Raw genomic sequence first — 20,372 nt, 5'->3', positions numbered from 1 at the left:
TTATTGCAACCACGCTGCAATGCGCTCGACTGCTTCAACGATCTCTGCCTCGGAGCCGGCGTAGGACATGCGCATCGACCTATTGCCTTCCAGCGGATCAAAATCCAGACCCGGCGTCGCGGCGACGTTGATCTCTGCCAGCATCCGTTTGGCGAACGCCATGCTGTCATTGGTGAAGCGCGTTACGTCGACATAGGCATAAAAGGCACCATCCATCGGCGAGGCAATGGACAGGCCGATTTCCGGCAGACGCTTCAGCAGAAACTCGCGGTTGGCGGCGTAGCTTGCCTTATAGACTTCGAGTTCCGCGGTCGCGCTGAGCGCTGCTGTCGCAGCGATCTGCGAGAGTTCGGGCGGCGAGATGTAGAGGCTTTGCGCGACACGCTCGATGGGGCGCACCAGCCGCTCGGGCAGCACCATCCAGCCGATGCGCCAGCCGGTCATGCAATAATATTTGGAGAAGGAGTTGATGACGATCGCCTCGTCGGTCAATTCCAGCGTGCTGGTCTCTTCGCCGGCAAAAGTCAGCCCGTGATAGATTTCGTCTGAAATGAACGCGATCGAATTCGCCGCGCAATAGTCGGCCAACGCCTTCAGCCCCTGGCGACCGGTCACCGTGCCAGTGGGGTTGGCGGGGCTCGCCAGCAGCACGCCCTTCAGTCTGACGTTGTTTGCAGTTTGGGCAGCCTCCAGGCTCTCGGGTGTTAACGTGAAATGCGTGTCGGCAATCACCGGTACCTCGATCACCCTAAGCCCAAGAGCCCCGAGAATGTTGCGGTAGGCAGGATAGCCCGGCCGGGCGATGGCGACCGCGTCTCCGGCATCAAACAGCGAGAGAAAGGCAAGGTTGAAGCCGGCGGAAGAACCGGTGGTTATCGCGATGCGCGCTGGATCGATTTCCAGCCCGTGACGGTTGCGATAGTGCCCGGCCAGCGCATGTTTCAGCCTCGCCGTGCCGAGCGCGTCCGTATAGCCGATCCTGCCCTCGACGAGCGCCGCCTGTGCGGCCTCCAGAGCAGCGCGTGGCGCCGGATGGGAGGGCTGTCCGACAGCCATGGAAATAACCGGGTGACCGCTCGCTCGCCGCTTTGTCGCTTCGGCCAGAACATCCATGGCATGAAAGGGCTCGACTTCGCTGCGTTGGGAAATGGAAAACAAGGTCGCTTCTCTCTAACTTTGCTTGCGGCCAGACAATTGCCGCAATAATCGGATCATCACAATCCCGCGATTGAACAGCGGATGCGAAAATTCCTGTTTGAAGACGACCGGACGCACCATAATTTGACGGGATCTGAGTTCCGCCGTTAACCGGGCAGTGTTATCCGGCGCCTAGAACGATGCATACGAACTGCTGATAACGAGGATATAATGGCCATACTTCCGAAAATCTTCACCGCACTGGCGCTGACTGCCTCGGTGGCAACGGCCTACCCGGCAGCGGCGCTCGATGAAGCGCAGAAGAAGGAGTTCGGCGAGTTCATCAAGCAGTATCTGATCGAAAATCCGGAGATCATGCTGGATGTTCAGGATGCCCTGCAGAAGAAGCAGGAGCAGGCGCGCCTCGTCAAAGCCAATGCAGTGATTGCTGATAACAAGTCGACGATCTTCGATTCGAAGTATGACATGACGATCGGCAACCCGAAGGGCGACATCACGATCGTCGAGTTCTTCGATTATAATTGCGGCTATTGCCGACACGCACTTTCCGATATGCGGACGATGCTCGAAAAGGACAAGAATGTCCGCTTCGTGCTCAAGGAATTCCCGATCCTCGGCCCGGAATCGGTCGCCGCCCACAAGGTCTCCGATGCATTCCGCAAGCTGGCGCCGGAAAAGTATAGCGAGTTCCATATCGCGCTTCTCAGCAGTGATGGCCGCGCCGACGAAGCGAGCGCAATTGAAGTCGCCGGGTCGCTTGGCGTCAGCGAAAAGCAAATCCGTGACGAGATGACCAAGAGCTCCAGCGATGCCTCCGTGAAGGAGACCTATCAACTTGCCCAGAGCCTCGGCATCACTGGTACGCCGTCCTACGTGATCGGCAACGAACTGGTTCAGGGCGCGGTTGGCTTCGACGACCTTGAGGCCAAGGTCAAGAACATGCGCGCCTGCGGCAAGACCAGTTGCTGAGACGGCGCCCATCAAATCGCCAAAATCGAAGCGTTTCAGCCATGTGGACAAATGTGGCGCGATTCCGGCTGCGTTTCCCAAAGGGCTTTCATTAGGTTCGTTGGGAGTCTATAGGTTGCCGTCTCGCACTTGATGGAACACTCGATGACGCAAACGATATTCGTCCTGAACGGGCCCAACTTGAACATGCTCGGCAAAAGAGAGCCGGGCATCTATGGGGGCAAGACGCTTCAGGATATCGAGGCGGATTGCAAGGCGGCTGGGCGTGAGCACGGCTTCGATATCGATTTTCGCCAGAGCAATCACGAAGGTACGCTCGTCGACTGGTTTCACGAAGCGAACGACAAGGCCGTTGGCGTGGCGATCAACGCCGGAGCCTACACGCATACGTCGGTCGCGCTCCACGACGCAATTCGCGCTATTTCCATTCCGGTGGTAGAGCTTCATATCTCCAACGTTCACGCGCGAGAAGAATTCCGCCACAAGTCGATGATTGCGCCTGCGGTTAAGGGCGTCATCTGCGGCTTCGGGCCCCATAGCTATATTCTGGCGCTGCATGCGCTGAAGAGTCTCACGGCATAAGAAGAACACAGGGCAAACACTCATGGCTGAGAAGAAAAACGGTATCGACCAGGCGCTGATCCGCGACCTCGCGAACATCCTCAACGACACGGATCTGACGGAAATCGAAGTCGAGCAGGACGATCTGCGCATTCGCGTTTCACGCGCCGGCAACACCCAGTACGTTCAGGCTCCGATTGCTGCGCCTGCATTTGCCGCTGCAGCGCCGGTCGCTGCAGCTCCGGCCGCCGCCGCGGCGCCTGCGGTGCCCGCGCGCAACCCTGCCAACACCGTCAGCGCCCCGATGGTCGGAACGGCCTATATGGCTCCGGCTCCGGGTGCACGTCCCTTCATCGAGCTCGGCGCCACCGTCAAGGAAGGCCAGACGCTGATCATCATCGAAGCGATGAAGACCATGAATCAGATCCCTTCGCCGAAGTCCGGCAAGGTCACCGAAATCCTCGTCGAGGACGGAAGCCCCGTCGAATACGGCCAAGCCCTCGTCGTCATCGAATAAGGCGAGCGTCATGGTCTCGAAAATCCTCATCGCCAATCGCGGGGAAATCGCGCTTCGCGTGCTGCGCGCATGCAAGGAGCTCGGCATTCCCTGCGTCGTAGTTCATTCGACTGCCGACGCCGATGCCATGCATGTGCGCCTGGCCGACGAAAGCGTCTGCATCGGCCCGCCGCCCTCGCGCGAAAGCTATCTGAACATTCATCAGATCGTGGCCGCCTGCGAGATCACGGGCGCCGATGCCGTGCATCCGGGCTACGGCTTCCTGTCCGAAAACGCCAAGTTTGCGGAAATACTGGAAGCGCACGGCATCACGTTCATCGGTCCGACGGCGGAACATATCCGCCTTATGGGCGACAAGATCACCGCCAAGACGACCGCCCAAGAACTTGGTATCCCCGTCGTTCCGGGCTCCGATGGCGAAGTGAAGACCGAGGAAGAAGCGCTGCGGACTGCTGCTGAAATCGGCTATCCGGTGCTGATCAAGGCAACCGCCGGCGGCGGCGGCCGTGGGATGAAGGTTGCCAAGTCCGAGGCCGACCTGATCGAAGCCTGGTCGACGGCCCGCACCGAAGCGGCAGCCGCTTTCGGCAACGATGCCGTCTACATGGAAAAGTACCTCGGCAAGCCGCGCCACATCGAAATCCAGGTGTTCGGCGATGGCGAAGGCAATGCGATCCATCTCGGCGAACGCGATTGCTCGCTGCAGCGTCGCCACCAGAAGGTCTGGGAAGAAGCCAACTCCCCGGCCCTCAACGTCGAGCAGCGAATGAAGATCGGCCAGGTCTGCGCCGATGCCATGAAAAAGCTGAAGTATCGCGGCGCCGGCACGATCGAGTTCCTGTACGAGAACGGCGAGTTCTATTTCATCGAAATGAACACCCGTCTGCAGGTGGAACATCCGATTACCGAGGCAATTACCGGCATCGATCTGGTTCACGAGCAGATTCGCGTTGCTTCCGGCGGCGGGCTCTCCGTCAGGCAGGAAGAGATCAACTTCCACGGCCATGCCATCGAGTGCCGCATCAACGCCGAGGACGCGCGTACGTTCGTGCCCTCCCCGGGCACCATCACGCACTTCCATGCGCCGGGTGGTCTTGGGGTTCGCGTCGATAGCGGCGCCTACCAGGGCTACAAGATCCCGCCTTACTATGACAGCCTCATCGGCAAGCTCATCGTATTCGGTCGCACGCGTGTCGAATGCATGATGCGTCTGCGTCGCGCGCTGGACGAGTTTGTCGTGGACGGCATCAAGACCACGCTTCCGTTGTTCCAAGATCTGGTGGACAATCAAGACATCGCCAACGGCGACTATGATATCCATTGGCTGGAAAACTATCTGGCCAAAAAACCGGCGTAACAGAGAATGGCAGGATCGCGCAGGAAGTCTCCAGGCATAACACCAGAAATCCTCCTGCGCGCCTACTCTATCGGTCTCTTTCCGATGGCCGAATCGGCTGATGACCCAGAGATATTCTGGGTCGAGCCCGATCTTCGCGGCGTGCTGCCGCTTGATGGATTCCACGTTTCCAAAAGCCTCGCCAAGACGATCCGACGCAAGCCTTTCGACATCCGCTTCAACTACGATTTCGATGCGGTGATCGCAGCCTGTGCGGCGGAGACCGGGGACAGGCCGAGCACCTGGATCAATCAAACGATCAAGACGCTTTATTCCACGCTGCATCGCATCGGCCACGCGCACTCGGTCGAGGCATGGGACGGTGACGAGCTTGTCGGCGGATTATACGGAGTGTCGCTGGGTTCGGCGTTCTTCGGCGAAAGCATGTTCTCACGGCGGACGGACGCTTCGAAGATCTGCCTCGTTCAACTCGTGGAACGGCTTCGGACCAAGGGGTTTACCCTGCTCGATACACAGTTTACGACCGAGCACCTAAAGACTTTCGGAGCCATCGATGTTCCCAAGGAGGAGTACGCTCACATACTCGCGGCAGCAATGGAATCGCCGCACCTGGAATTCTGAGAATTAGTTGGCTGCCCTGTCGGGCGCGGGCACGTCCGAGTTCTGCTTGCAGTCCTTCAGCCAGACGTCATAGATCGGATGCTCGACGGCATTGAGGCCGGGGCTATCGGCAAACATCCAGCCGGTGAAGATGCGGCGGATCTTGCGGTCGAGCGTAATCTCGTCGACTTCCACAAAACCATCTATCTTCTGCGCTTCGGCCTGATCGCGCGAATAGCAGGCCTTAGGTGTCACCTGCAGCGCGCCGAACTGCACGGTCTCGTTGACATAGACATCGAACGTCGTGATGCGGCCGGTGATCTTGTCGAGGCCGGAGAAAACAGCGACCGAGTTCTCGATGCGCGCAGCGGAGGCGACCTGCGGCAGAAGGCCAAGCGCCAGGGAGAGCCCGGCGGAACGCAGGAGATTCTTCCGCGTGAAAAGCTTCATATCTGCCCGTCTCCACAGCATCTTAAGATCGAAGGCCGCAATCGCTGCGGCCATTCTGCGGGTAATGGTCAATTGTGGCCAAAAGCGGGGCCGGCGTGGCCTGCTCAGTTGCCAGGCGTCCAGGCATCGTAGTCGCCCGTAACCCGCGGACGCTCGCCAGGAACGACCAATGATCCAGGCGGGCGATAAGCCTGCGGCGAACCCGTCGGGTTTGCGCGATGCGGCTTCTGCCATTCCTTGGCGACGTAGTTTTCCTGGCTCGGCGGAACGTTCGTGCGGTGATGCATCCAGCCGTGCCAGCCCGGTGGAATTGCGGAGGCCTCGGCATAGCCCTTATAGATCACCCAACGCTTCGGCAGGCCGTAGGACGACATGCCGCCTTCGTAATAAATGTTGCCCAATTCGTCTTCACCGACGCGCTTGCCGAAACGCCAGGTCGCAAAGCGCGTACCGATCGTCTGACCGTTCCACCAGGTGAAGATTTGCACGAGGAGATTCTTCATGTCTTTTCCTTGAGCTAGCCGGACGGCGAGCGGGACCAGAATTTGATCCCTCGCTTATGCCGCCAGCGATCCACATTGTCCAGTGATTCCGGCGCCACACCGGTTCATTTCAGCGCCATCTTGAAGCCGAGATGCGATTGCTTGAAGCCCAGTCGCTCATAGAAACGGTGCGCATCCTTGCGGCTGGCGTTCGAGGTCAGTTGCACGAGCCGAAGACCGCGACGTTTTGCCTCCGCGATGGCAAACTCGATCATCAGGGTGCCGATACCTTGTCCTCGCATGTCGCCCCGCGTCTGCACCGCCTCGATGATCATCGAGGACGAGCCCCTGCCAACCAGCGTCGTCACGATCATCGTCTGGAACGTGCCGACGACCTGCCCTTCGCGTTCGGCGACGTAGAGCGTCTGGTCGCGTGATGAGGCGACCCACTCGAAAGCCCGGAGATAGTCGCCGAAGGCCTCAGGCGCCGTCGTATCGCCGTGACCGCCGAGTTCATCCCAGCAAAGATGGCAACGAGTGCCGCCACGTCGGCGCTGCCCGCCTCGCGAATGATGGTTTGGCTCATGGTCACACTAAAGCTAGCGCTGTTCGAGAGGTTTTTCGAGGATCAGCGTCGGTATGCCGGATTGTCCCGGCCCGTCATTTTCGTTGCGGCCGACATCCTCGAAGCCATGAGCGTGATAGAAGGCGATTGCCGTCGTGTTCCGTGGCTCTACCTCGAGGCGCATGATCTCGGCGTCGGGAAAGCAGGTTTCCAGCTCGGCAAAGATTTCACGACCAATCCCCTGGCGATGCAGCGGCGGACGGACATAGAGCAGATGCAGCATGACCGTCTTCGTCATTTCATCCGACATGGCGGCGTAACCGATACCGCCGATATCCTTGCCGTTATCGGCAACGAGGAACTCGGCATTCTTCTTCGCCAGCCGCGCCTGCAGCGCCGCCGGCGAAAACAGATGCGCAATGAGCTCGGCTACCTTCGCTTCGCCATAGAGGCCAGCATAGGTCGCGCGAAAGCCCTCATCCAGCAAGGTGCGCATCTTGCTTAGATCACCCTCGCTGGCGGTGCGCACGAAATACACGGTCTTACTCCTCGATGCCGAGCTTCGCCTTGACCAGAGCCTGGACTGCCTGCGGGTTTGCCTTGCCGCCGGTCGCCTTCATCACCTGACCGACGAACCAGCCGGCAAGTGTCGGCTTGGCCTGGACCTTGGCGACCTGATCCGGGTTGGCGGCGATGATCTCGTCGACCGCCTTCTCGATCGCGCCAGTATCGGTCACCTGCTTCATGCCCCTGACTTCGACGATCTCGGCAGGATCGCCGCCTTCGTTCAGCACGATTTCGAACAGGTCCTTCGCGATCTTTCCTGAAATAGTCTCCGCCCTGATAAGATCAATGATTGCGCCGAGTTGCGCCGGCGAGACAGGCGTCTCCTCGATGCTTTTGCCTGTCCGGTTCAAGGCACCGAGCAGATCGTTGATGACCCAGTTGGCGGCTGCCTTGCCGTCGCGACCTTCGGCCACGGCTTCGAAATAGTCGGCGATCGCCTTTTCCGAGACCAGAACGGAAGCGTCGTAGACCGAGAGACCGAGTTCGCGCACGAAGCGCTCCTTCTTGTCGTCGGGCAATTCCGGAAGGTCGGCTTCCAGCGCCTTGACGAACGCATCGTCAAACTCGAGTGGCAAAAGATCCGGGTCTGGGAAGTAGCGGTAATCGTGCGCGTCTTCTTTCGAGCGCATCGAACGCGTCTCGCCCTTATTCGGGTCGAAGAGACGGGTTTCCTGCTCAATCGCGCCACCATCTTCCAGGATGCCGATCTGGCGTCGGGCTTCATATTCGATCGCCTGGCCGATGAAGCGGATGGAGTTGACGTTCTTGATCTCGCAACGGGTGCCAAAGCCTTCGCCCGGGCGACGGACGGAGACGTTGACGTCGGCGCGCATGGAGCCCTCGTCCATGTTGCCGTCGCAGGTGCCGAGATAGCGCACGATCGAGCGCAATTTCGTCATGTAGGCCTTGGCTTCATCCGACGAACGCATGTCCGGCTTGGAGACGATCTCCATCAGCGCGACGCCCGAGCGGTTCAGGTCGACATAGGACATGGTGGCGTGCTGGTCGTGCAGCGACTTGCCGGCGTCCTGCTCCAGGTGCAGCCGCTCGATGCCGATCTCGATGTCCTCGAACTGGCCCTGACGATCCGGGCCGAGCGAGATGACGATCTTGCCTTCGCCGACGATTGGATCCTTGAACTGTGAAATCTGATAGCCCTGCGGCAGGTCGGGATAGAAATAGTTCTTGCGGTCGAAGAGCGAGCGCTTGTTGATCTGCGCCTTCAGGCCAAGACCGGTGCGGACGGCCTGCCTGACGCATTCCTCGTTGATGACGGGCAGCATGCCGGGCATGGCCGCATCGACGAGCGACACGTTGGAATTCTGCGGCTTGCCGAATTCCGTTGCCGCGCCCGAGAACAGCTTCGAATTCGACAGCACCTGTGCATGAACTTCCATGCCGATGATGACTTCCCAATCGCCAGTGGCGCCGGGAATGAAGCGTTTCGGATCAGGCGTGCGAACGTCGACAATGGTCATTGGGATGCTCTTTTTGAGGCTGTTCTTTTCAACTGGTGAGGTAACGGAAATGGCTTGCCGGTGCAAGGCTTTCGGCTGTCCCGTTGGGCGGGCCAGCCGGTTTGGGGTGTGTTAACGCAATGTCGTTAGCGTCGCGCACATGACGGCGACTGATATTCTTATGATCATCGGGCTCTTCCTGGCACTCAATGCCTTCGTGTACTCGATCTATTTCCTCGACAAGCAGGCCGCTCGCCATCATCAGCGCCGGATCAGCGAGAAAACCTTGCTGACGCTCGCATTCGTCGGTGGCAGCCTGGGTGCGGTTTGCGCGCAAAGGCTCCTACGTCACAAGACGCAGAAAGAACCGTTCCGATCGATCCTTAGGGCCATTGTCATGTTTCATATGCTGACCGCGCTTCTTTTATCAGGCGCCCTCGGCTACGACGTGTTGGACGGCACGCTGCTAGACTAGGCCGTACGTGCCGTCGTCCGCCGATTCCAGAGCCTTTGACAAACCGACTGAGGGGACATCGCGGTCGAGCTTGGGATTGTAGGCAATCGACAGCCAATGAATTGCGTATCCACGCTTCTGGAAGAAGCGGATGGCTTCGGAGTTTCCGGAATGCGTCTGCATCATCGCCGTATCGAAGCCCTGTGCTGCTATGTCTTTCTCGATATCCTGCAACAGTGCCGTGCCGAGACCATGACCGATGAAGGCAGGATCGATCCAGAAATCCGAGATTTTCTCGTCGAGCGTCTCGCGCGCCGCCCATCCTGCTGCATGCCCGTTCCATTCGATGACGGTGACGGTGATCCAGCTACCCGCAACGAAATCGAAAAACGCGCTTCGCGCGGCATCGACCATGGCATCCCCTTCGCCGATGGATGCCATTGCCTTCTGCCAGGCCCTTATTCCGATCTCGCTCAAAAGCTCCGCTTCGCCTTCGCGGGCATTGCGAATGTGGATCAATAGCCCCTCCGCGTTTCCGCAGAAGTAAACACCGAATCACCGCGTTATCAAAGCCTTGGGTTTCGAGCGCGAGGCTCGATTCAACACCCCCATCGGTTGCAAAACTTGACGAAATTGCGGTCAGCGGATATGACGACCTCATGTTGAACTCGTCTTCTCAGACTCGGTAGAGGCCCCTGCCCGCAGGTTTTTCTTGCGCGCACGGGCCCGAAAAAACGAAGCCCTGACGTCCGATCGGACGCCAGATCGTTTTTACGCGCCTCCTCAAGGCGCTACGACCGGATCAACATTCCATGGATATTTCACGCACGGAGCAGCGCATCCTGCACCTATTGGCCCAAGGTGGCCGGATTGAAATCGAACGCGACGACAACCGGAAAATCGAGGCGGTGAAGTGCTTCACCCGCGACGGCTGGGTCTATCCCGGCTTCGGCGTCGAGCTGTTTCGCAAGCTAAAGCAGAAGAGGGCCATCAAATCCTCGAGCGGCAAGCCTTACCGGATTACCGAAAGAGGACTCGTTCTCGTAAGAGCCGAACAGGACAACAGATAGCCACCCGAGCCGCGCGTCGCCTGGGCGCGCGGCTTTCGTTCAAAAATGCTTGGTAAGCTCCGCCTTCATCACCGACCATTCCTCGGCCACCGAGCCGCTCCCGCGATGCTTGCCAGCACGGCGATACCAGTAGTCAGCATTCCAGTCGTCGCCTTCGATACGATGGCAGATGGCATGACCCCAATCGAAAGGCGCTTCGCCTTCATGCGCCTGGCAGATTGCATGCACGGCCTGCCATTCGTCGCCCAGGGTGAACCCCGCCGCCGCGAGACGGTCGAATGCTTCGATCATGTCTGCAAGATCCTGTTTAGCCATTGGCCTCCCCCCGAAATTGCGCCTTCAGTCGAGACGCTTCGTCAGATGCACCTTTTCGAGCGGAATGCCGAGTTCCGCATCGAATTTCTTACCGCGCCAGACGATCGAGAAGCCGGCCCGCTCATAGAGTCGGATGGCGCCGCCATTGGTAGCGCGGGTGTGGATTTTTGCAACTTTGAAGCCGCCAGCGGCAATGCGTTCAATGAAGTAGCACACTAGGGCGGAACCGATGCCGCGGCCCTGGCAGGCGGGATCGATCCAGATGTCAGAAATGTAATTGGGTTTGTCTTCCCGGACGCCCCAGCCGGCTATCCTACCTTCGAACTCAACGACGATGGGACATCGCCCTTTGCTGTAGCGGGATAGTCGAAGAATGCTCTGCGGGCACCTTCGATGACGTCAGCCCGGTTGAAACCAGCTTCGCCAGCGCCGCTGGATTTCCATGCCGCAAAACCGACTTCGCCGACATGTGATGGTCGCGACGGTCATTTTCCGGATTGTCAGCTCGCTTACCACCACTTGGTAGGCGTGAACCTGCCCGCGGCCTGCTCGATCACATGCGCAGTCTTGAACAGCGTTTCTTCGTCGAACGGTTTGCCGATAAGCTGCAGGCCGAGCGGCAGGCCCTTGTGATCTAGGCCGGCCGGAACCGCGATGCCGGGCAGCCCGGCCATGTTGACCGTCACCGTAAAGATGTCGTTCAGGTACATCTTGACCGGATCGGAGGCAAGGTTTTCGTCGGCGACGCCGAAGGCGGACGACGGTGTCGCGGGCGTCAGGATCGCATCGACACCGGCATTGAAGGCCAGTTCGAAATCGCGCTTGATGAGCGTGCGAACCTTCTGGGCCTTGATGTAGTAGGCGTCGTAGTAGCCGGCCGAGAGAACATAGGTGCCGATCATGATGCGGCGCTTGACTTCCTTGCCGAAGCCGGCGGCGCGCGTCTTTTCGTACATGTCGACGATATCCTTGCCGTCGACACGCAGGCCGTAGCGGACGCCGTCGTAGCGGGCGAGGTTCGACGAGGCTTCGGCGGGGGCGACGATGTAGTAGGCCGGCAGCGCATATTTGGTGTGCGGCAGCGAGATGTTGACGATCTCGGCGCCTGCGTCTCTCAGCCAGGCAATTCCCTGCTGCCACAAGGTTTCGATTTCCTCTGGCATGCCGTCGACGCGGTATTCGTTCGGAATGCCGATCTTCATGCCCTTCAGCGACTGGCCGAGTGCCGCCTCGTAGTCCGGAACCGGCAGGTCTACGGAGGTCGTGTCCTTGGGATCGACCGACGCCATCGACCTCAGTAGGATTGCGGCATCGCGCACATCGCGCGCAATCGGGCCGGCCTGATCGAGAGACGAGGCGAAAGCCACCGTGCCCCAGCGCGAGCAGCGGCCATAGGTCGGCTTGATGCCGACCGTGCCGGTGAAGGCTGCAGGCTGGCGGATCGAACCGCCGGTATCGGTCGCCGTCGCACCGGCGCAAAGGTGGGCTGCAACGGCCGCTGCGGAGCCACCGGAGGAACCGCCTGGCACCAGCTGCTGGTTGGAGCCGGCCGAACGCCAGGGATTGATCACCGCGCCGTAGTAAGAGGTTTCGTTGGAAGAGCCCATCGCGAACTCGTCCATGTTGAGCTTGCCGAGCATGACGGCGCCGTCGTCCCACAGGTTCTGGGTGACGGTCGACTCGTAGTGCGGCTTGAAACCATCCAGGATGTGGCTGCAGGCTTGGGTATGAATGCCTTCGGTCGCGAACAGGTCCTTGATGCCGAGCGGGATGCCTTCGAGCGCACCGCCCTTGCCGCCGGCGAGACGCGCGTCTGAGGCTTCCGCCATCTGCAGCGCCTTCTCGGGCGTGACCTTAATATAGGCATTGAGCTTTTCGTTGGCCGCTTCGATTGCCGAGATATAGGCCTCGGTCAGTTCGGTTGCTTTGATCTCCTTGGCGCGCAGCTTCGTGCGGGCTTCGGCAATAGTCAGGCTGGTGAGTTCGCTCATAGTAATTCGCTTCAAATCTGGAATGGCAACGGAGGTCGGAAAGCAGCGAGAGCCTTATTCGACGACTTTGGGTACCAGGAAGAAATTCTGATCGGTGACAGGCGCATTCGAGACGATGTCGGCGGCCTTGTTCCCGTCGGTCACGTCGTCCGTGCGCTTCTTCATCTCCATCGGAGTGACCGATGTCATTGCCTCGACGCCTTCGACATCGACCTCGGAGAGCTGCTCGACGAAGCCGAGAATACCATTCAGCTCGCCCACCATGCGGTTTGCCTCTTCTTCCGAGACGGCAATACGGGCAAGGCGCGCTACGCGCTTAACGGTGGTAAAGTCGACGGACATAACATTCTCCGGATGGGATTTTTCCTACCCGCTATAAAGGCCATGCCCGCTGTGCGCAACGGGCATGGCATTTGGATTGCGTGGAATTCCTTCTCCGAAATCGAAGCGATTTCGACAGACGTCGACTAGAGAGAGAGGCTTTCGCCCGGCTTCGGCGTTTTCACAGCTGTCTTCGATCCGTCCATGCCGGAGACGAACTTCTCGGGCGTCTGGTCGATGATCGGGAAGGTGCCGTAGTGGCAGGGTATGACGGTCTTGAAGTTGAAGTAGCGTTGGCAGGCCAATGCCGCCACCGCACCCCCCATGGTGAAGCGGTCGCCGACTGGCATGAGGCCGATGTCGGGCTGATGCAGCTCGTTGATCAATGCCATGTCGGAGAAGATGTCGGTGTCGCCCATGGCGAGGATAGAAGCCTCCTCGTCGAAGTGCAGCATCAGGCCGTTGGCATTGCCAAGCGCGTGCGAAACGCCATCCTCGGTGATCTGGGCGGAGGAATGCAGCGCGTTGGTGAAGGTCGCCGAGAAGCCGTCGAACGAAATCGTACCGCCGGTGTTGCCCGCTTCGATCTTCTTCAGGCCCTTCGAGCTCAGCCAGGCGGCAAGATCGGCGTTTGCGAGAACGACCGCGCCAGTCTCCTCGGCAAGTGCGACGGTATCGCCGACATGGTCACCGTGACCGTGGGTCAGCAGGATATGTGTAACACCGCTCGCGACATCCTTTGCATTTTGGCCCGCAAAGGACGGATTGTGCGTGAGAAACGGATCCAGCAGGATTTTCGCCTTTCCGATCTCGATGCGGAAAGCGGAGTGACCAAGCCAAGTGATCTTCATGAAATTCTCCTTTTATTATGGGATGCAAAAGCCTGCTTTGCTGGTTATGGACATATCCGATGCGGCCACAAAGAAAAGCGACGCTGCTTCAATTTCTTTTGACGGGATAAAACGACGATGACGGTGCTGACGATTGAGGAACTGGCGACTGTGCTGCAGCCGGGACAGGCGATCGCGGGTCTCGATCTCGGCACGAAAACGATCGGGCTCTCTATGTCCGATCTCGGTCGGCGCTTTTCGACGCCCCGGCCTGTCATCAAACGCGAGAAATTCACGATCGACGCGGTAACGCTGCTGGAGTTTGCCACGAAGGAAAAGGTTGCCGCCTTCGTTATCGGCCTGCCGATGAATATGGACGGATCGGCCGGACCACGCGTACAGGCAACGCGGGCCTTCGTGCGCAACATGGAGCAGAAGACCGATCTGCCCTTCGTGTACTGGGACGAGCGGCTGTCGACGGTCGCCGCCGAGCGTGCTCTGCTGGAAATGGACGTATCGCGCAGGCAGCGTGCCGAGCGCATCGACTCGGCCGCGGCAAGCTTCATTCTTCAGGGAGCGCTGGACAGGCTTTCCTTGCTCGGCAAAGCGGCATCCGACGACTTGGATCCGTGACGAGCACGCCACCTGGCGGCAATCGCCTTGCGTCGGCGGAACCCAATGATTGCGAAAACGACGAGACTGTCGACGGCGATCGCGCGGGCGACCAGCGGCGGAATGGTTTCCGGCGGAATGCCGAGGATCTTCCCATAAATCTCGAAGGTCAGGTCATGAACCTGCCTGCTCAGCATGAAGATGCCGAAGTTCATGTCGTAATAGGAAAGCCAGTACCATCCGGCCAAGAAGACAATGGGACCGGCCCAGAAGATCAGAAACCACTTCATGCGGTCGTCTCTCGTTCTCTTCGAATGGATAGCCCCTCGTAAGAAACCAACCAGATCGACAACGCTATAGAACCCACAACCAGCGCCGGCACAGCGATATCCAGCGCAAGCACAGCGAAAAACATCATCGCGGCAACAAGAAACGCGGCTCTCGCGATTTTGGTTCCCATGGTTCCAGACACCCCACGCTTTGGACTGCCCAGCAACCTGACTTCTTAACCGGAGAGGCGCAACGTAAACCATTTGTTAAGGTTAACGCGCGACGGAAGGCCTGTGGAAAGACCGTCTCTGCTTCAGCCGTAGACGCCGCGAACGATGCGTTTCAGGGCGGTTGCCGCCTTCTCCCAATCCTTCGGCGTCTTGAGTGCCAGCCCAGCGCACTGACCGGCGGCGGAGGCGGAAAGAACGAGATGCTGAATGGCTGCGATCAGAATCGCATTGACGGCCACGACATCGACGCCCTTCGGCGGCGTCAGCGATCCGCGCATCCGGTCGAGCCAGTTTGCCAAGGCCTTCGAACGCGCCTCGGAAAGCCGCCGCACCTGCTCGGTGTTTTCGGAAACTTCCCAGGCAACGATGCGACGAACAAGCGAATCATCCCTCAGGGCCTCGAGGAACAAGAGTGACAAGCGCTCCATCAGGTCGCCGTAAGTCAGAAGGAACATGCCGCCGGTGTCTTCGGGAATGCGGTCCTTGACCCAGGTGCCAAGATCCGCGCCGATCGCCTCCACCAAGCCATTCAAGCCGCCGTAGTAGCGGTAGATCAACTGCTTGTCGCATCCCGCGCGGCGGGCAACTGCGTTGACCCCGAAATTCTGGAACCCCTCCTCCGCCAGCAGCGACTTGGCTGCCTCAAGGATTGCCTTCTCCGTCGCGCTTCGGTCTCGGATACGTTTTTCCGGTTCGACACGGATTGCGTCGGCAACGGGCGTTAGCACCATGGGATCATTGAGCATTAGGATTCGGTCCGAATTGTCACTTTGCGGTGAGTAGCAACACCGCCCCACACCGACAACGGACAAGCCTTTGAAATATTGTGGACAGAGCCTGCCAAGGGTGACGGCAGTCAGGGCGCTGTCACCGTTCGGCGACATGACGCTGCTTGGCCCTAGAGCTCCTGCCCAAACCAGGCCGTCGGATCGGAAGCATCCACGAAGGGAGGTTCGAGACGTGCAAACCCACGGGAACCCCAGAAGCGCAGGGCGCCATGGTTATCGGCGCTGGCACCGAGGTGGACCGCTGTTACGCCGGCGGCTCGGGCATTCTTCAACCATCGGTCAAGAAGCCCGGTGCCCATCCCCTGGCCTTGAAGGCGCGGCAGAAGGTTCATGTGAATATGGGCTGGAAAGGTTTCGACGATCGCGGCAGGCACCCGAGACGGGTGATGGATCGCGGCGATGTATTTCTGATCCGCATCCCAGCTGGCCGGATCGCCCTGTGGATCGGCGTACGTCTCTCGAAGCGCCGGCCACCAATCGCGTTCAAGCCGCTCCTCGAAGGAAATCGTGTCGAAGACACCGACAATATAGCCGGCAACCCCTTCCGAATCTTCTGCCACGAAAGCCGTTTCGGGACTGAGCGAGACGTAGGGCGCTGAGTAGACATGGCCGATCAGCTTGCCGTCGCGATGCAACTCGGATGCATCGCGGCCAGCATCGCCCGTCACCAGCGAGATTCGATAGACCTGTTCGAGATCATCGGCACGGACGGGGCGCAGTATAGTCATCAGGTTGCCGGCGGATAGAGCAGATCGACGATGTAGCTGGCGTCGAAGCGCGAATCCAGCATGCCGTAGGTCGAGCGCCAGCCGCCTGCGAGCCGCGTCTCAATGAAGGCGTCGGCGATCCGGCCTGCTCCCAGGCGATACAGTTCGGCGGCGCCGGCAGCGAGTGCCAGCTGTTCGACCAGCAGACGCGCAGCGCCCTCGTCCCGCTCGCAGAGCGCCATCGCGGCGCGCAGCACGTCGATCGTCTTCTTGCCGGCCGGCCCGAGATCGCGCGCGAGCCCGGCAAACACGGTCTCGAAGAGATCCTTGCCGCGGTTCAGGATGCGTAGCACGTCGAGCGCCATGACGTTGCCCGAGCCTTCCCAGATCGCGTTGACTGGCGCTTCGCGATAATGACGGGCAATCGGGCGCTCCTCGATGTAGCCGCTGCCGCCGATGCACTCCATCGCCTCGTAGATCAGTGACGGCGCGATCTTGCAGCACCAGTATTTCGCAACCGGCGTCATGACGCGGGCGTAGGCCGCCTCTTCGGCACTGCCGCGCGCCCGGTCGAACGCCTCGGCGAGGCGGAAGGACAGCGCTGTCGCGGCCGCCACATCAAGGGCCATATCGGCCAAGACACGTGTCATGATCGGCTGGCTGACGAGCATCTTGCCGAAGACGCTGCGCCCGCGGGTATGGTGCACGGCTTCCGCGAGCGAGGCACGCATCATGCCCGAGGAGGCCAGCGCGCAGTCGAGGCGCGTCAACGTCACCATGTCGAGAATAGTGCGGATGCCGCCATCCGGCGTGCCGAGCAGGAAGCCGAAGGTATCGCTGAATTCGACTTCGGACGAGGCGTTGGAGCGATTGCCGACCTTGTCCTTCAGACGTTGGAAGTGGAGGCCGTTCGCCGAACCGTCTTCCAGCAGCCGAGGAACGAGGAAGCAGCCCATCCCATCCTTCGTTTGCGCCAGCATCACGAAGGCATCGCTCATCGGCGCCGACATGAACCACTTGTGGCCGGACAGGCGGTAGATGCCTTCGCTGACCTTTTCGGCCGTCGTCTTGTTGGCGCGGACGTCGGTGCCGCCCTGCTTCTCCGTCATGCCCATACCGATCGTCACGGCGGACTTCTGCATGGCCGGCTTGTTCGTGGAATCATACTTGCGCGACAGTATCTTCGGCGCCCAATCCTTCTGAACGGCCGGCGAGGCGGAAAGGGCCGCGACCGAGGCGCTCGTCATTGTCAGTGGGCAAAGATGGCCAGATTCGAGCTGCGCCGTCAGATAGAAGCGCGCCGCCCTGACCTTGTGCGCCTGGTCCTTCGCCTCGGTATCCGCCTGCGGATCCCACACCGACGAGTGAAGCCCCGATGACATCGAACGGCGCATCAGCGCGTGCCAGGCCGGATGGAACTCGACGACATCCAGCCGCTCGCCGCGCGGACCATGCGTGCGCAGCTGCGGCGTGCCCTGATTCGCCATGCGCGCCAGCTCCTGCGCCTCCGGCGAGGTCACGTAGCGCCCCATATTGTCGAGATCATCGCGGATCCCGCGCGGCAGCGTGCCGGTCAGGTCCACGATCAGCGGATCGGACCTGTAGGCATTGATCCCGGACCACAGGCTCGGCTGGTTGAGTTCGGCGAGTTTCTCTTCGGCGGGCGTCATGAATCGCTTCTAGTGCAAGAGGCAGGCAAAGGGAAACCGGAAGTTATAATTTCCCTATCTCTGCAATAGTTGAATTCGGGCAAAATTGCAGGGGGAGACGGGCCTTTCCCACAGCGCAAGCTTGCCGCCGCCCGGCGCACTCTTTATAGACCCCGCAGACGACAGCAAGAGGCAGGTTCATGGTCTTCTTTCCCCACCGCCACCTCATCGGTATCAAAGGGCTCACAGAGCAGGATATCACCTTTCTCCTCGACAAGGCCGACGAGGCCGTCAAGATCAGCCGGCAAAGGGAGAAGAAAACGTCGACACTGAGAGGCCTCACGCAGATCAACCTTTTCTTCGAAGCCTCGACGCGTACACAATCTTCGTTCGAGCTCGCCGGAAAGCGCCTCGGCGCCGACGTGATGAACATGTCGGTCGGCAATTCCTCGGTGAAGAAGGGCGAGACGCTGATCGACACGGCGATGACGCTGAACGCGATGCGGCCCGATGTGCTGGTTATCCGCCACTCCAGCGCCGGCGCAGCCGCCCTGCTCGCACAGAAGGTTTCCTGCTCGGTCGTGAACGCCGGCGACGGCCAGCACGAGCATCCGACCCAGGCGCTGCTCGACGCGCTGACAATCCGCCGCGCCAAGGGCAAGCTGTCGCGCATCATCGTCGCGATCTGCGGTGACGTGCTGCATTCCCGCGTTGCGCGGTCGAACATCCTGCTGCTAAACGCCATGGGCGCGCGCGTACGCGTCGTTGCTCCAGCAACGCTGCTGCCTGCCGGCATTGCCGATATGGGCGTCGAAGTCTTCCATTCCATGAAGGAAGGCCTGAAGGACGCCGACGTGGTGATGATGCTGCGCCTGCAGCGCGAACGTATGTCCGGCGCCTTCGTGCCCTCGGTGCGCGAATACTTTCACTTCTACGGGCTCGACGCCGAAACTCTCAAGGCGGCGAAAGACGATGCGCTGGTCATGCATCCCGGCCCGATGAACCGTGGCGTCGAGATTTCCTCCGAGGTAGCGGATGGACCGCAGAGCGTGATCGCAGAACAGGTAGAAATGGGGGTGGCGGTGCGCATGGCCGTGATGGAGACACTGCTCGTCTCGCAAAATCAGGGTCCACGCACCGAAGGAGCCGGCGCATGAGCAACTCGATCGTCCTCAAGAACGTTCGCATCGTCGACCCCTCGCGCAATCTCGATGAAGTCGGCATCATCATCGTCAAGGACGGCGTGATCGTTGCAGCCGGTGCGGATGCGCAGAACCAGGGCACGCCCCCTGGCGCCAAAGTGCGCGATTGCACCGGCCTCGTTGCCACGCCAGGCCTGGTGGATGCGCGCGTTCATATCGGTGAACCGGGCGCAGAGCATCGCGAGACGATCGCGTCGGCGAGCCGTGCGGCAGCCGCCGGTGGCGTCACGTCGATCATCATGATGCCGGATACCGATCCTGTCATCGACGACATCGCGTTGGTCGAGTTCGTCAAGAAGACGGCGAAGGACAAGGCACTCGTCAACGTCTATCCCGCAGCGGCGATCACCAAGCACCTTGCAGGTGAAGAAATGACCGAGATCGGCCTGCTGATGGAAGCAGGCGCCGTTGCGTTCACCGATGGCCGCTCCAGCGTCCATGACACCCAGGTCCTGCGCCGGGTCATGACCTATGCACGTGAATTCGGCGCGGTGATCTCCTGCGAGACTCGCGACAAATATCTCGGCGCCACCGGCGTCATGCATGAGGGACTGTTCGCGAGCTGGCTTGGTCTCGGTGGCATTCCGAAGGAAGCCGAGCTCATCCCGCTCGAACGCGACCTGCGCATCGCCAAGCTGACGCACGGCAACTACCACGCCGCGATGATCTCCGTGCCGGAATCGGTCGAAGCGATTGAACTTGCCCGGAGCCGCGGCGCTACCGTGACCTGCGGCATCTCGATCAACAATCTCTCGCTCAACGAGAACGACATCGGCGAGTACCGCACCTTCTTCAAGCTCTACCCGCCGCTGCGGTCCGAAGACGACCGCGTGGCGATGGTGGATGCGCTGGCCCGCGGTGCAATCGATATCATCGTCTCCTCGCACGATCCGCAGGACGTCGACACCAAGCGCCTGCCCTTCGGCGAGGCTGCGGACGGCGCCGTCGGCCTCGAAACGATGCTTGCTGCGGCGCTTCGCCTGCATCACAGCGGTCAGGTAAGCCTCATGCGCCTCATCGATGCGATGTCGACGCGGCCGGCGCAGATCTTCGGCCTCGAGGCCGGCACGCTGAAGCCGGGAGCGAAAGCAGATATTACGCTGATCGATCTCGATGACCCTTGGCTTGTTTCGAAGGACATGCTTCTTTCCCGCTCGAAGAACACGCCGTTCGAAGACGCGCGCTTCAGCGGACGCGCTGTCGCGACCTACGTCGCCGGACAGTGCGTGCATACGATATAAAAAGACCAC

25 protein-coding genes and 1 pseudogene are annotated in these 20,372 nt (G+C 60.2%); 10 read left to right on the top strand and 16 right to left on the bottom strand.

The window, feature by feature from the left end:
- Positions 1–1,158, bottom strand: a complete 1,158-nt coding sequence (locus K9B32_RS10085; protein WP_224561749.1) for a pyridoxal phosphate-dependent aminotransferase — start codon at positions 1,156–1,158, stop codon at positions 1–3.
- A 210-nt stretch (positions 1,159–1,368) separates the two neighbouring features.
- On the opposite strand from K9B32_RS10085, the gene K9B32_RS10080 reads away from it, so the two are divergent.
- The 5 genes from K9B32_RS10080 to aat all read left to right on the top strand — a co-directional run bounded on the left by K9B32_RS10080 (position 1,369) and on the right by aat (position 5,183).
- A complete protein-coding gene (locus tag K9B32_RS10080; protein ID WP_224561748.1) occupies positions 1,369–2,127 on the top strand; it encodes a DsbA family protein in 759 nt (252 codons plus the stop codon).
- 144 nt (positions 2,128–2,271) lie between these two features.
- A complete protein-coding gene (gene aroQ / locus K9B32_RS10075; protein WP_224561747.1) occupies positions 2,272–2,709 on the top strand; it encodes a type II 3-dehydroquinate dehydratase in 438 nt (145 codons plus the stop codon).
- A gap of 22 nt (positions 2,710–2,731) precedes the next feature.
- Entirely contained in the window at positions 2,732–3,205 is a 474-nt protein-coding gene (gene accB / locus K9B32_RS10070; protein ID WP_224561746.1) for an acetyl-CoA carboxylase biotin carboxyl carrier protein, read from the top strand.
- A 10-nt stretch (positions 3,206–3,215) separates the two neighbouring features.
- The gene (gene accC / locus K9B32_RS10065) at positions 3,216–4,562 is read left to right on the top strand and encodes an acetyl-CoA carboxylase biotin carboxylase subunit (RefSeq protein ID WP_224561745.1); all 1,347 of its coding nucleotides are present in this window, start codon (positions 3,216–3,218) and stop codon (positions 4,560–4,562) included.
- A gap of 6 nt (positions 4,563–4,568) precedes the next feature.
- Positions 4,569–5,183, top strand: a complete 615-nt coding sequence (gene aat / locus K9B32_RS10060; protein WP_224561744.1) for a leucyl/phenylalanyl-tRNA--protein transferase — start codon at positions 4,569–4,571, stop codon at positions 5,181–5,183.
- A gap of 3 nt (positions 5,184–5,186) precedes the next feature.
- On the opposite strand, the gene K9B32_RS10055 is transcribed toward aat, so the two are convergent.
- From K9B32_RS10055 to gatB, 5 genes and pseudogenes are all read right to left on the bottom strand, one after another.
- The gene (locus K9B32_RS10055) at positions 5,187–5,612 is read right to left on the bottom strand and encodes a DUF2155 domain-containing protein (protein WP_224561743.1); all 426 of its coding nucleotides are present in this window, start codon (positions 5,610–5,612) and stop codon (positions 5,187–5,189) included.
- Positions 5,613–5,716: 104 nt separating this feature from the next.
- Positions 5,717–6,115, bottom strand: a complete 399-nt coding sequence (locus tag K9B32_RS10050) for an NADH:ubiquinone oxidoreductase subunit NDUFA12 (RefSeq protein WP_224561742.1) — start codon at positions 6,113–6,115, stop codon at positions 5,717–5,719.
- A 104-nt stretch (positions 6,116–6,219) separates the two neighbouring features.
- Positions 6,220–6,680: pseudogene (locus K9B32_RS10045) on the bottom strand (GNAT family N-acetyltransferase).
- Between the two features lie 13 nt (positions 6,681–6,693).
- The gene (locus tag K9B32_RS10040) at positions 6,694–7,197 is read right to left on the bottom strand and encodes a GNAT family N-acetyltransferase (protein WP_224561741.1); all 504 of its coding nucleotides are present in this window, start codon (positions 7,195–7,197) and stop codon (positions 6,694–6,696) included.
- A 4-nt stretch (positions 7,198–7,201) separates the two neighbouring features.
- Positions 7,202–8,704: an Asp-tRNA(Asn)/Glu-tRNA(Gln) amidotransferase subunit GatB gene (gene gatB, locus K9B32_RS10035; RefSeq protein ID WP_224561740.1), complete on the bottom strand. Its 1,503-nt coding sequence runs from the start codon at positions 8,702–8,704 to the stop codon at positions 7,202–7,204.
- A 139-nt stretch (positions 8,705–8,843) separates the two neighbouring features.
- On the opposite strand from gatB, the gene K9B32_RS10030 reads away from it, so the two are divergent.
- Positions 8,844–9,158, top strand: coding sequence for a DUF1294 domain-containing protein (locus K9B32_RS10030; protein WP_224561739.1), 315 nt, complete (start codon positions 8,844–8,846; stop codon positions 9,156–9,158).
- Here the strand turns inward: K9B32_RS10030 and K9B32_RS10025 are convergent.
- Positions 9,150–9,656, bottom strand: a complete 507-nt coding sequence (locus K9B32_RS10025) for a GNAT family N-acetyltransferase (RefSeq protein ID WP_224561738.1) — start codon at positions 9,654–9,656, stop codon at positions 9,150–9,152. The genes K9B32_RS10030 and K9B32_RS10025 overlap by 9 nt on opposite strands.
- 293 nt (positions 9,657–9,949) lie before the next feature.
- Here K9B32_RS10025 and K9B32_RS10020 point away from each other — a divergent pair, with 293 nt between their 5' ends.
- On the top strand, positions 9,950–10,207 hold the full coding sequence (locus K9B32_RS10020; protein WP_224561737.1) for a YjhX family toxin: 258 nt from the start codon (positions 9,950–9,952) through the stop codon (positions 10,205–10,207).
- 39 nt (positions 10,208–10,246) lie between these two features.
- On the opposite strand, the gene K9B32_RS10015 is transcribed toward K9B32_RS10020, so the two are convergent.
- From K9B32_RS10015 to K9B32_RS09995, 5 genes are all read right to left on the bottom strand, one after another.
- Positions 10,247–10,522 carry a hypothetical protein gene (locus tag K9B32_RS10015; RefSeq protein WP_224561736.1) on the bottom strand — a complete coding sequence of 92 codons (276 nt, stop codon included), beginning with the start codon at positions 10,520–10,522 and terminating at the stop codon, positions 10,247–10,249.
- A gap of 24 nt (positions 10,523–10,546) precedes the next feature.
- On the bottom strand, positions 10,547–10,834 hold the full coding sequence (locus tag K9B32_RS10010; protein WP_318013323.1) for an N-acetyltransferase: 288 nt from the start codon (positions 10,832–10,834) through the stop codon (positions 10,547–10,549).
- A 197-nt stretch (positions 10,835–11,031) separates the two neighbouring features.
- Complete coding sequence (gene gatA / locus K9B32_RS10005; RefSeq protein ID WP_224561735.1) at positions 11,032–12,513, bottom strand: Asp-tRNA(Asn)/Glu-tRNA(Gln) amidotransferase subunit GatA; 1,482 nt, start codon at positions 12,511–12,513, stop codon at positions 11,032–11,034.
- Positions 12,514–12,567: 54 nt separating this feature from the next.
- Positions 12,568–12,855, bottom strand: coding sequence for an Asp-tRNA(Asn)/Glu-tRNA(Gln) amidotransferase subunit GatC (gatC, locus tag K9B32_RS10000; RefSeq protein WP_224561734.1), 288 nt, complete (start codon positions 12,853–12,855; stop codon positions 12,568–12,570).
- 125 nt (positions 12,856–12,980) lie between these two features.
- Positions 12,981–13,685 (bottom strand): metal-dependent hydrolase, encoded by a 705-nt coding sequence (locus K9B32_RS09995; RefSeq protein WP_224561733.1) that lies wholly within the window; start codon positions 13,683–13,685, stop codon positions 12,981–12,983.
- Positions 13,686–13,802: 117 nt separating this feature from the next.
- On the opposite strand from K9B32_RS09995, the gene ruvX reads away from it, so the two are divergent.
- Positions 13,803–14,297, top strand: coding sequence for a Holliday junction resolvase RuvX (ruvX, locus tag K9B32_RS09990; RefSeq protein WP_224561732.1), 495 nt, complete (start codon positions 13,803–13,805; stop codon positions 14,295–14,297).
- On the opposite strand, the gene K9B32_RS09985 is transcribed toward ruvX, so the two are convergent.
- The 4 genes from K9B32_RS09985 to K9B32_RS09970 form a co-directional block, all read right to left on the bottom strand.
- Entirely contained in the window at positions 14,234–14,566 is a 333-nt protein-coding gene (locus K9B32_RS09985; protein WP_224561731.1) for a DUF6105 family protein, read from the bottom strand. The two genes, ruvX and K9B32_RS09985, sit on opposite strands and share 64 nt — an antisense overlap.
- Before the next feature lie 293 nt (positions 14,567–14,859).
- Positions 14,860–15,522 (bottom strand): TetR/AcrR family transcriptional regulator, encoded by a 663-nt coding sequence (locus K9B32_RS09980; RefSeq protein ID WP_224561730.1) that lies wholly within the window; start codon positions 15,520–15,522, stop codon positions 14,860–14,862.
- Positions 15,523–15,674: 152 nt separating this feature from the next.
- Complete coding sequence (locus K9B32_RS09975; protein ID WP_224561729.1) at positions 15,675–16,292, bottom strand: GNAT family N-acetyltransferase; 618 nt, start codon at positions 16,290–16,292, stop codon at positions 15,675–15,677.
- Positions 16,292–17,941 (bottom strand): acyl-CoA dehydrogenase family protein, encoded by a 1,650-nt coding sequence (locus K9B32_RS09970; RefSeq protein WP_224561728.1) that lies wholly within the window; start codon positions 17,939–17,941, stop codon positions 16,292–16,294. Before K9B32_RS09970 ends, K9B32_RS09975 begins: the two co-directional genes overlap by 1 nt.
- Before the next feature lie 179 nt (positions 17,942–18,120).
- Between K9B32_RS09970 and K9B32_RS09965 the strand changes: the two genes are divergently transcribed.
- Together K9B32_RS09965 and K9B32_RS09960 are read left to right on the top strand one after the other, a co-directional pair.
- Complete coding sequence (locus tag K9B32_RS09965; protein WP_224561727.1) at positions 18,121–19,077, top strand: aspartate carbamoyltransferase catalytic subunit; 957 nt, start codon at positions 18,121–18,123, stop codon at positions 19,075–19,077.
- Positions 19,074–20,363: a dihydroorotase gene (locus K9B32_RS09960; protein ID WP_224561726.1), complete on the top strand. Its 1,290-nt coding sequence runs from the start codon at positions 19,074–19,076 to the stop codon at positions 20,361–20,363. Before K9B32_RS09965 ends, K9B32_RS09960 begins: the two co-directional genes overlap by 4 nt.
- Positions 20,364–20,372: the final 9 nt, after the last annotated feature.

It is taken from the genome of Rhizobium sp. 3T7 (assembly GCF_020166565.1).
GTDB lineage: Bacteria > Pseudomonadota > Alphaproteobacteria > Rhizobiales > Rhizobiaceae > Rhizobium.
This window is presented reverse-complemented; position numbering and strand designations above follow the sequence as displayed.

Bases quoted from the DNA above. Each gene is read 5' to 3' on its own strand.
- K9B32_RS10080 (WP_224561748.1), top strand. From the start codon at position 1,369: ATGGCCATACTTCCGAAAATCTTCACCGCACTGGCGCTGACTGCCTCG.
- aroQ (WP_224561747.1), top strand. From the start codon at position 2,272: ATGACGCAAACGATATTCGTCCTGAACGGGCCCAACTTGAACATGCTC.
- accB (WP_224561746.1), top strand. From the start codon at position 2,732: ATGGCTGAGAAGAAAAACGGTATCGACCAGGCGCTGATCCGCGACCTC.
- accC (WP_224561745.1), top strand. From the start codon at position 3,216: ATGGTCTCGAAAATCCTCATCGCCAATCGCGGGGAAATCGCGCTTCGC.
- aat (WP_224561744.1), top strand. From the start codon at position 4,569: ATGGCAGGATCGCGCAGGAAGTCTCCAGGCATAACACCAGAAATCCTC.
- K9B32_RS10055 (WP_224561743.1), bottom strand. From the start codon at position 5,612: ATGAAGCTTTTCACGCGGAAGAATCTCCTGCGTTCCGCCGGGCTCTCC.
- K9B32_RS10050 (WP_224561742.1), bottom strand. From the start codon at position 6,115: ATGAAGAATCTCCTCGTGCAAATCTTCACCTGGTGGAACGGTCAGACG.
- gatB (WP_224561740.1), bottom strand. From the start codon at position 8,704: ATGACCATTGTCGACGTTCGCACGCCTGATCCGAAACGCTTCATTCCC.
- K9B32_RS10030 (WP_224561739.1), top strand. From the start codon at position 8,844: ATGACGGCGACTGATATTCTTATGATCATCGGGCTCTTCCTGGCACTC.
- K9B32_RS10020 (WP_224561737.1), top strand. From the start codon at position 9,950: ATGGATATTTCACGCACGGAGCAGCGCATCCTGCACCTATTGGCCCAA.
- K9B32_RS10015 (WP_224561736.1), bottom strand. From the start codon at position 10,522: ATGGCTAAACAGGATCTTGCAGACATGATCGAAGCATTCGACCGTCTC.
- gatA (WP_224561735.1), bottom strand. From the start codon at position 12,513: ATGAGCGAACTCACCAGCCTGACTATTGCCGAAGCCCGCACGAAGCTG.
- gatC (WP_224561734.1), bottom strand. From the start codon at position 12,855: ATGTCCGTCGACTTTACCACCGTTAAGCGCGTAGCGCGCCTTGCCCGT.
- K9B32_RS09995 (WP_224561733.1), bottom strand. From the start codon at position 13,685: ATGAAGATCACTTGGCTTGGTCACTCCGCTTTCCGCATCGAGATCGGA.
- ruvX (WP_224561732.1), top strand. From the start codon at position 13,803: ATGACGGTGCTGACGATTGAGGAACTGGCGACTGTGCTGCAGCCGGGA.
- K9B32_RS09985 (WP_224561731.1), bottom strand. From the start codon at position 14,566: ATGAAGTGGTTTCTGATCTTCTGGGCCGGTCCCATTGTCTTCTTGGCC.
- K9B32_RS09980 (WP_224561730.1), bottom strand. From the start codon at position 15,522: ATGCTCAATGATCCCATGGTGCTAACGCCCGTTGCCGACGCAATCCGT.
- K9B32_RS09975 (WP_224561729.1), bottom strand. From the start codon at position 16,292: ATGACTATACTGCGCCCCGTCCGTGCCGATGATCTCGAACAGGTCTAT.
- K9B32_RS09970 (WP_224561728.1), bottom strand. From the start codon at position 17,941: ATGACGCCCGCCGAAGAGAAACTCGCCGAACTCAACCAGCCGAGCCTG.
- K9B32_RS09965 (WP_224561727.1), top strand. From the start codon at position 18,121: ATGGTCTTCTTTCCCCACCGCCACCTCATCGGTATCAAAGGGCTCACA.
- K9B32_RS09960 (WP_224561726.1), top strand. From the start codon at position 19,074: ATGAGCAACTCGATCGTCCTCAAGAACGTTCGCATCGTCGACCCCTCG.